The sequence below is a fragment of the Dyadobacter sp. genome (assembly GCF_051859145.1).
In the GTDB taxonomy this organism is placed as follows: domain Bacteria; phylum Bacteroidota; class Bacteroidia; order Cytophagales; family Spirosomataceae; genus Dyadobacter.
In genome coordinates this window covers 1-2117 of sequence record NZ_JBHYGF010000517.1, presented here as the reverse complement: position 1 = coordinate 2117, position 2117 = coordinate 1, and the positions used below count along the sequence as shown (strand labels likewise).

Here is a 2117-nt window from a genome sequence, read left to right as displayed (position 1 = left end):
GGAAACAAAGCCCGACGCTGTTTGTATCTCCACTTACCCCGACACCCACGAGGATTTCGCGATCAAAGCATTGAAAGCCGGAGCGCACGTATTCATCGAAAAACCGCTTGCCGATAGTGTTGAAGGTGCAAAACGAGTAGTATCTGAAGCGATTGAAGCTGGCAAGAAGGTAGTGGTGGGGTACATCCTGCGGGTACATCCGTCGTGGGCTAGGTTTGTGACAGAAGCACAAAACCTGGGCAAACCGCTTGTAATGCGCATGAACCTGAACCAGCAAAGCCACGGATATATGTGGGGAGTTCACCGGAACCTGATGAAAAGTCTGAGCCCGATCGTGGATTGCGGTGTACATTATATTGACGTAATGTGCCAAATGACCCGCTCAACGCCACTTCGCGTGAATGCGATCGGTGCGAGATTGACAGAAGATATTCCTGCGGGAAATTACAATTACGGTCAATTACAAATCTGGTTTGAAGACGGATCAGTAGGCTGGTACGAAGCCGGCTGGGGCCCGATGATCAGTGAAACTGCGTTTTTTGTTAAAGATGTAATCGGACCGAAAGGCTCGGCTTCCATTGTTGCCAAGGATGCAGGAGGCGCTGGTAAATCTTCTTCTGTGGAGGCACATACCAAAACCGAGTCGATCCGCATTCACCACGCTGCATTGAATGACAAAGATGAATTTACACAGGAAGATACCTGGATTAACCTGGAAGACGAACCCGATCACCAGGAGCTCTGCAACCGCGAGCAGCTGTATTTCCTGAAAGCCATTACCGAAGATCTGGACCTGTCGGAGCATTTGGAAGATGCAGTAAGAAGCTTGCAGATTGCATTTGCATGTGACGAATCGGTACGTACAGGACGCACTGTTGATTTGATCTGATCAGCCGCGAGCCAGTAAATACCTGCCAACATAAAAAAGCCTCTTTGCAACATTGCAGAGAGGCTTTTTCGGTTTAACACCATAAGTAACCTCTTGATTATTAGCTTCTTAAAGTGACTATTAAGTTGAAATTATGCAAACGTTTGCACAAATAATTATGTTTTAGCTATCGTAATAATAAAACTATGTTATAATATTGTAACTCCTTTTTAATACTTTATAATAATTCAAGCTGACACCATCCATTTTAAAGAACACTCAAGGAGCTGTTAGCAGCCTGCTAAACTTCGCACCTGTTGTTAGAAAAGGCGTTTTATCACCGTACCCCGTGATTAATTGAAAGAACTTGCCGGATTAATCTGAAAATTTTGAAAAACAATCAGCGCATTATTCTGGCCGAACTCAAATAGGAATAAAATCACATTTATTATCACTCTCATCGTCCTGTACTCAATTTAACCCAAAATCCTTCTATGACTAAAAAATGAGCCAAGCTACAAAACCTAATTTATGAGAAACGTTTAACTAACCTTTAAATGAAAAATACCAATACCAAACAATGGTTGTTCCGCATGCGGGGCATCCGAAATTCTCTAGTACTCCTGCCCGCACTTTCATGCTCAGTCGTGGCGATGGCAGGTGTAGCTAATAACAATCGCACTTCAACTGTGATCGCAATCGAAAAGACGATCAAAGGAAAAGTAACAGACAAGGAAAATGGCGAGGGACTTCCTGGCGTGAACGTTGTTTTGAAAGGTACCAGCACCGGAACAACAACAGACGGCACAGGAAACTATACACTGACTGTACCTGACAATGGCGGAACACTTGTGTTCAGCTTTGTTGGTTACGTAGGTCAGGAAGCAGAAGTAGGCAACAGAACTACAATCGATCTGGCAATGGAATCGGATTCCAAGGCACTTAGCGAGGTAGTTGTAATTGGTTACGGTACTGCTAAAAAATCTGATTTAACAGGTTCAGTTGGCTCGGTGAAAGAAGAGCAGCTGAAAGAAAGACCAACTCCTTCGTTGAACCAGGCATTGCAGGGTAAAATCTCAGGTGTACAGGTGAACGTGAACTCCGGACGTCCGGGTGGTCGCTCCAACGTACGTATCCGTGGTTTCAGCTCGATCAACTCTTCCAACAACCCATTGTATGTGGTGGATGGAGTAATGCTGCCACAGGGTAACCAAAACCAGCAGAGCCAGGCGATCGACTACATCAACCC

The 2117-nt window shown here is 44.9% G+C and carries 2 protein-coding genes; both read left to right on the top strand.

What is annotated here, in order from left to right; genetic code table 11:
• Positions 1 to 889 (top strand): Gfo/Idh/MocA family protein (locus ACTIE6_RS23155; RefSeq protein ID WP_439558891.1); only part of this gene is annotated, 889 nt, incomplete at its 5' end.
• A gap of 536 nt (positions 890 to 1425) precedes the next feature.
• A partial coding sequence (locus tag ACTIE6_RS23150) for a carboxypeptidase-like regulatory domain-containing protein (protein ID WP_439558890.1) occupies positions 1426 to 2117 on the top strand: 692 nt, incomplete at its 3' end.